This is a genomic window from Sphingopyxis sp. KK2 (assembly GCF_001990265.1).
In the GTDB taxonomy this organism is placed as follows: domain Bacteria; phylum Pseudomonadota; class Alphaproteobacteria; order Sphingomonadales; family Sphingomonadaceae; genus Sphingopyxis.
Window position 1 is genome coordinate 48405 of the sequence record NZ_LYVN01000009.1, and the last position, 6386, is coordinate 54790.

At 66.6% G+C, this 6386-nt stretch carries 5 protein-coding genes; all 5 read left to right on the forward strand.

Features of this window, described 5'->3' with window-relative positions; all coding sequences use genetic code 11:
• Positions 1 to 10 precede the first annotated feature (10 nt).
• The 5 genes from B1A78_RS02795 to B1A78_RS02815 all read left to right on the forward strand — a co-directional run bounded on the left by B1A78_RS02795 (position 11) and on the right by B1A78_RS02815 (position 6383).
• Positions 11 to 688, forward strand: a complete 678-nt coding sequence (locus B1A78_RS02795; RefSeq protein ID WP_077145488.1) for a TetR/AcrR family transcriptional regulator — start codon at positions 11 to 13, stop codon at positions 686 to 688.
• A gap of 82 nt (positions 689 to 770) precedes the next feature.
• Complete coding sequence (locus B1A78_RS02800) at positions 771 to 1676, forward strand: SDR family NAD(P)-dependent oxidoreductase (RefSeq protein ID WP_077145489.1); 906 nt, start codon at positions 771 to 773, stop codon at positions 1674 to 1676.
• Positions 1677 to 1753: 77 nt separating this feature from the next.
• Entirely contained in the window at positions 1754 to 3241 is a 1488-nt protein-coding gene (locus B1A78_RS02805; RefSeq protein WP_077145490.1) for a carboxylesterase/lipase family protein, read from the forward strand.
• A 5-nt stretch (positions 3242 to 3246) separates the two neighbouring features.
• Positions 3247 to 4020 (forward strand): SDR family NAD(P)-dependent oxidoreductase, encoded by a 774-nt coding sequence (locus tag B1A78_RS02810; protein WP_077145491.1) that lies wholly within the window; start codon positions 3247 to 3249, stop codon positions 4018 to 4020.
• Between the two features lie 221 nt (positions 4021 to 4241).
• Positions 4242 to 6383 carry a TonB-dependent receptor gene (locus tag B1A78_RS02815; RefSeq protein ID WP_144037655.1) on the forward strand — a complete coding sequence of 714 codons (2142 nt, stop codon included), beginning with the start codon at positions 4242 to 4244 and terminating at the stop codon, positions 6381 to 6383.
• The last annotated feature ends 3 nt before the right edge of the window (positions 6384 to 6386 follow it).

Below are 6386 nucleotides of genomic sequence, written 5' to 3' on the forward strand. Positions count from 1 at the left end.
GGTGGTAGCAGTGGCAGACGAGCCTAAAACGCGTCGGCGGTCGACCAAGGCCGAACAGCGCGCCGAGACGATCGAGCAGATGCTCGACGAGGCGGAATATCTGTTCTCGAAGCATGGTCTGCACGGCGTCACGCTGAAGGATGTCGCCAAGCGCGTCGGCGTCCACCACACGTTGCTCAACTATTATTTCGAGGACAAGAAGAGCCTGTTCGACGCGGTATTCGCCCGGCGCGCGGTGGTGACGAGCGAGCGGCGGATGCAGGCGCTCGACGATTACGAGAAGGCGGCGGCCGGCAAGCCGACGGTCGAGGGTGCGCTCCACGCCTTTCTCGACACCGACCTCGACCTCTATATCCACGGCGGTGAGGGATGGAAGAATTACGGCGCGCTCGGCGCGCTCGTCGCCAACACCCCCGAATGGGGCGCCGACCTGATGGACAGCCATTTCGATCCCGTCGTGCTGCGGCTGATCGACCTACTCAAAAAGGCGCTGCCCGACTGCGCCGAGCGCGATATCTTCTGGGGCTATCATTTCGTCACCGGCGCGCTGATGGTCACCCTCGCGCGCACCGGGCGTATCGACAAATTGTCGGGCGGGGTGTGCAAATCCGAGGATTTCGAGGCGATCAAGGCGCGTATGGCCTCGTTCATGGCGGCGGGCTTTCTGCAGATCTGCAAGCCGGCCTAGGCCGGGCTGGGCTTCGCCTCCGTCCGTTTCCGGTTTGCTCAATACATTAACTAGTCAGAGAGTGAATAAAGGAGTTTCGAGCATGACGACATCGGGATCGGAAAACCCGCTCGGCGGTCGCGTGGCGATTGTGACCGGCGCGGGCGGTGGGCTCGGTCGTGCCCATGCGCTCTACCTCGCTGGTCAGGGCGCGTCGGTCGTCGTCAACGACCTCGCGTTCGAACCCGCCGAGGCGGTGGTGCGCGAGATCGAGGCGGCGGGTGGTACTGCGATCGCGGTTGCGGCCTCGGTCACCGACGAAACCGCGGTCGAGGCGATGGTGCGCCATGTCGTCGACCAATGGGGCCGCATCGACATCCTCGTCAACAATGCCGGTATCCTGCGTGACAAGAGCTTCGCCAAGATGAGCCTCGACGATTTCCGGCTGGTGGTCGACGTCCATCTGATCGGCGCGGCGATCTGTTGCAAGGCGGTGTGGGAGGCGATGCGCGCGCAGCGCTATGGCCGCATCGTCATGACCACCTCCTCGTCGGGGCTGTGGGGCAATTTCGGCCAGGCCAATTATGGCGCGGCGAAGATGGCGCTCGTCGGGCTGATGCAGACGCTGGCGATCGAGGGCGAGAAATATGGCATCCGCGTCAACGCGCTGGCGCCGACCGCCGCGACGCAGATGACCGAAGGCGTGCTGGCGGACGAAAGCCTCGCCGCGCTCGACCCGGCGCTGGTCAGCCCGGCGCTGCTGCCGCTCGTCGCCGGGGATGCCCCGACGCGCACGACCCTCTGCGCCGGAGCAGGGCATTTTGCCGCCGCCGAGGTGACGCTGTCGCCGGGTCTGTATATCGGCGCAGGAGCCGATGCCGGCCAGCGGCTGGTCGCCGACCTGCCGCGCGTAACCGCGAGCGAGGGTGCGATCGTTCCCGCCTATGGCTTCACCCAGGCCGAGCGCGAGGTCGCGAGCGCGGCGGCGGCAATGCCGGCGAGCGCCTAGCGCGCGGGCATAGTCATAGCGGGGGAAGGCACAGCATCGGGCGGTGCGGCGCCGCGCGCGCATGCTAGCCTGACGGCATGACCGAAGAGACTCCGACCGATCCGATCGTCGCCACCGAGGCGGGCCGGCTGCGCGGCGCCGCTGATGGCGATATCGTCCGCTATCTCGGCATCCCTTATGCCGCGCCGCCGCAGCGGTTCGAGCTGCCGCAGCCGGTGGAGCCGTGGGAGGGCGTGCGCGACGCGATCGATCCGGGGCCGACCGCGCCGCATGCGATCCGCGATTTTCCGGCGATCGACATCGCGCCGCTGGTCGGCAGCGAATCGGATGGCGGCGACGGCGATTATCTGCGCGCCAATGTCTGGGCGCCGAAAGACGCGAGGCGCGCGCCGGTGATGGTCTTCATCCACGGCGGCGGCTTCGTGGTGGGCAGCAAGGATGCACCGGTTAGCGACGGGGCCGAGTTCGCGCGGTCGGGCGTGGTGTGCGTCGCGATCAACTATCGGCTGGGGATCGACGGCTTCCTGCCGGTGCCGGGGGTGCCGACCAATTTGGGATTGCGCGACATGCTGTTCGCGCTGGCGTGGGTCCAGCGCAATATCGCGGCGTTCGGCGGCGATCCGGCGAATGTCACCGTCTTCGGCGAGAGCGCGGGGGCGATGGCGATCGCGAGCCTCGTCACCTCGCCCGCGGCGAAGGGGCTGTTCCGAAGGGCGATCGTCGAGAGCGGGCATGGGGCGATGGTGCGCGACATTGCGGTGGCGCAGCGGTTGGTGCGGAAGTTGGCGAAGGTGTCGCGTATCGTGCCCGATGCGGACGGATTTCGCAGCCTTTCCAACGAGATGGCCGAGAAGGCGATCGCGAAGCTTGGCAAGCCTTGGGCGATCGACCTGCGCGATGCGGGCGGGCGCGAGCCGGTCTACGGGATCAGCCGCTTCATCCCCGTCTATGGCGACGATATTTTGCCCGAAAAACCGCATGATGCGCTGCGCCGAGGCGCCGGGCGCGAGGTCGAGGTGCTGATCGGCAGCAACGCCGAGGAGATGAACCTTTATTTCGTGCCGACGGGCGTGAAGGCGAAGATCGGCGGGCTGTTCGCACGCTGGCTGCTCGGCCGTTCGATGCCCGACGCCAGAGGCGCGCTGCTCGCATACGGCTATAAGCAGAAGGGCGTGCGGCCGGGGCAGGCGCTGACCGACGCGATGAACGATCTCGTCTTCCGCTGGCCGGCGCGCCAATATGCCGCCGCGCACCAAGGCAAGACGTGGATGTACGAGTTCGACTGGCGCTCGCCCGCATGCGACGGCGAGCTTGGCGCGTGCCACGGCATCGAGCTGCCCTTCGTGTTCAAGACGCTGGCGACCGCGACCGGCCCCAAGGGCTTGGCCGGCGAGGCGCCGCCGCAGGATCTGGCCGAGCGGGTGCATGATATCTGGGTCGGGTTCGCGCGCGATGGATCGCTGCCCTGGGCCGAGTTCGGTGCCGACCGGCAGGTGTATAAGCTCGAGCGCGGCGAGGCGGTGCATGAGCCGGTGATGCCCGCCGCCGCGTTCGTTCCGGAGTAAGCGTTATGTATCTCGACAAATTGCGCCTCGACGGGCGCACCGCCTTCGTCACGGGCGGGGCGCAGGGGATCGGTTATTGCGCCGCCGAGGCGCTTGCCGAAGCGGGCGCCAGGGTGACGATCGCCGACCGCGATGCGGCGGCACTCGAGCGCGGGGTGACCGATCTCGGCGCGAAGGGCTATGCGGTGCAGGCCGAGCAACTCGACGTCACCGACAGCGCGGCGGTCACCGCCGCCGCCGATGCGATGCTGGCGCGCGAGGGTCGCATCGACATCCTCGTCAACAATGCCGGCATCGCGCGCAGCGAGACGGCGGCCGAGGATGTCGCCGACGAGCATTGGCTGAACGTGCTCGACGTCAATCTCAACGGCAGCTTCTGGTGCGCGCGCGCCTTCGGGCGGCATATGCTCGCGGCGGGGCAGGGGAGCATCGTCAATGTCGGGTCGATGTCGGGCTTCATCGTCAACCGCCCGCAGCCGCAAAGCTATTATAATGCGTCGAAAGCCGCGGTTCACCAGCTGACCCGAAGCCTCGCCGCCGAATGGGCGGACCGGGGGGTGCGGGTCAACGCGGTCGCGCCGACCTATATCGCGACGCCGCTCAACGCCTTCGCCGACAAAGAGGGCGAGATGTACAAGCGCTGGATCGACGGCACCCCGCAGGCGCGGCTCGGCGAGCCCGAGGAAGTGGCGGCGGTGATCCTTTTCCTCGCGTCGGACATGGCGAGTTTGATGACGGGGAGCATCGTGCTGGCCGATGGCGGGTATAGTTGTTGGTAGCCAATAGCCGCGTCATTGCGGGCGAAGCGAAGCAATCCAGGGCGGTTACCGCAGGCTCTGGATTGCCGCGTCGCCTTCGGCTCCTCGCAATGACGGAGGTTTTGCTCCCGGCAAAATCGCTCTGCCGATCGGCATAGTCGCCGACCTTTCATATAGGTCCGAAAGCTGTCAGATAGGTTCCCGCAGGGCGGCGCTGACCGCCTCTTTTGGGAAGGTGCCTGATGACAAAGTTCCGTTTCGCCATTGCCTCGTCGCTCGCGCTCGCCACCATGCTGGCCGCGGCGCCCGTCCATGCGCAGGATACGCCCGCCGCGGCGACCGCCGAGGGCGAGGATGACGGCATCATCGTCGTCACCGCGCGCAAGCGCGACGAGACGCTGAGCGACGTGCCGATCGCGGTCACCGCGATCACCGGCGACACGCTGGTTTCGCGCGGCTTCAATTCGGTGCGCGAGGCCGCGGTGCTGTCGCCCGGCCTCAACATCAACAGCGACGGAACGGGGCGCGCTTTCGTCTCGATCCGCGGCGTCGGCGTGACCCTGGTCCAGTCGGTCCAGCCCGGCGTCGGCCTGTTCATCGACGGCATCTACCAGCCGAACACCGCCTATCTCAACAATCCGCTGAACGACGTCGAGCGGATCGAGGTGCTGCGCGGGCCGCAGGGCACGCTCTATGGCAAGAACACGATGGGCGGCGCGATCAACGTCATCACGCGCCAGCCGGGCAATGATTTCGAAGCGCGCGCCAATGCGAGCTACGCCGGTCCCGACAATAGCTGGATGGTCGCGGGGTCGGTGTCGGGGCCGATCGTCACCGACAAGGTCGCGCTGCGCGTCGCGGCGTCGCACCGCCAGCAGGACGGGTTCCTGACCAACACGGTCATCGGCGGCGACGCCAACCCGCTCAACACCGACAGCATCAACGCGACGCTGCGCGTCACCCCGTCGGACGGCTTCGCGCTGACGATCAAGGGCTATTATGACAGCGTCGACGGCGTGAACGTGCCCTATTCGCGCGTCAGCGGACCGACCGATTATCGCCGCGACGTCCAGTTCAACACGCTGAACGAGGTGCGTTTCAAATATCGCGGCGTCAATGCGCGCGCCGAGGCCGACCTGGGCGGCGGATCGCGGCTCAGCGTGATCGGCGCCTATGACATGCGCAACGGCTTCACCCCCGACGGCGAGGGCGATTTCGGTCCGACCGACACGGTGCGCACGATCGCGCGCGACAGCCTACGCACGCTGACGCTCGAATCGCGTCTCGACAGTGAATGGTCGGACCAGTTCTCGACGCTGTTCGGCGTCTTTTACAGCAACGAAATGGTTCGCGCGCGTGGGCAGGACACGATCAACATCGTTCATCCGGTGCTGGGGCCGATCAGCATCGTCCGCAACACCGCCGCGAAGAATGTCGGCGACACTTATGCGGCATTCGGCACGGTCTTCTGGAAGCCCAATCTCGACTGGGAAGTCGCTCTGGGGCTGCGCTACGATCATGAAGATCGCACCTCGCGCGGCTCGGTCAACGGCGGGCTGACCAGCGCGAAGCTCAGCTCGGACGAGTGGCAACCCAAGCTCAGCATCACGCGCAAATGGACCCCCGACCTGATGACCTATGTCTCGGTCGCGCGCGGCTATCGTGGCGGCGGCTTCAACGCCCCGACTGCGCCCGCCGCGGTGCGCGTGTACAACGGAGACTCGGCCTGGACCTATGAGGGCGGGGTCAAATATGCGACGCCGGGCCTCAGCCTGTCGGGCTCGATTTTCTATAGCGATTACAAGGACTATATCGGCCTCAACTCGATCGCCCCGGCGGTTGGCGGCGGGCTGGTCACCGTCGACCTCAACACCGGCGACGTCGAAAGCTATGGCGTCGAACTCGAAGCGATGGTGCGGCCGGTGCAGGCGTGGACGCTGCGCGGCGCCTTTACCTGGATGCATGCGCGGATCACCGACGACAGCGCCTATCGCACCGTCACGGGGCGGACGCTCTCGTCCGACCGGCTGACCTTCCAGCCCGACTGGACCGCGAGTTTCTCGAGCGACTATCGCATCGAAACCGGCGGCGACAGCGACGTGACGCTGAGCGCGGGGCTGGTCGGCAAGGGCAAGCGCCTCGCCGCGACGCTCAACCCGACGACGCCGACCTTCCTCGACAGCTATTGGCTGACCAATGCGTCGATCGCCTATCGCACCGGTCCGGTCGAGGTCGCGCTGTTCGCGAACAATATCTTCAACACCGAATATTTCGAAAGCTACATCGAAAAGACGACGCTGGCGCTCGCGGGGCTGCCCGCCTCCGACCTTGGCATCACGGGCGACCGCCGCCGTTATGGCGTGCGCGCGAGCCTGAAGTTCTGATCA

Coding starts and splice junctions, on each gene's coding strand:
- B1A78_RS02800 (WP_077145489.1), top strand. CDS start 771: ATGACGACATCGGGATCGGAAAACCCGCTCGGCGGTCGCGTGGCGATT.
- B1A78_RS02815 (WP_144037655.1), top strand. CDS start 4,242: ATGACAAAGTTCCGTTTCGCCATTGCCTCGTCGCTCGCGCTCGCCACC.
- B1A78_RS02805 (WP_077145490.1), top strand. CDS start 1,754: ATGACCGAAGAGACTCCGACCGATCCGATCGTCGCCACCGAGGCGGGC.
- B1A78_RS02810 (WP_077145491.1), top strand. CDS start 3,247: ATGTATCTCGACAAATTGCGCCTCGACGGGCGCACCGCCTTCGTCACG.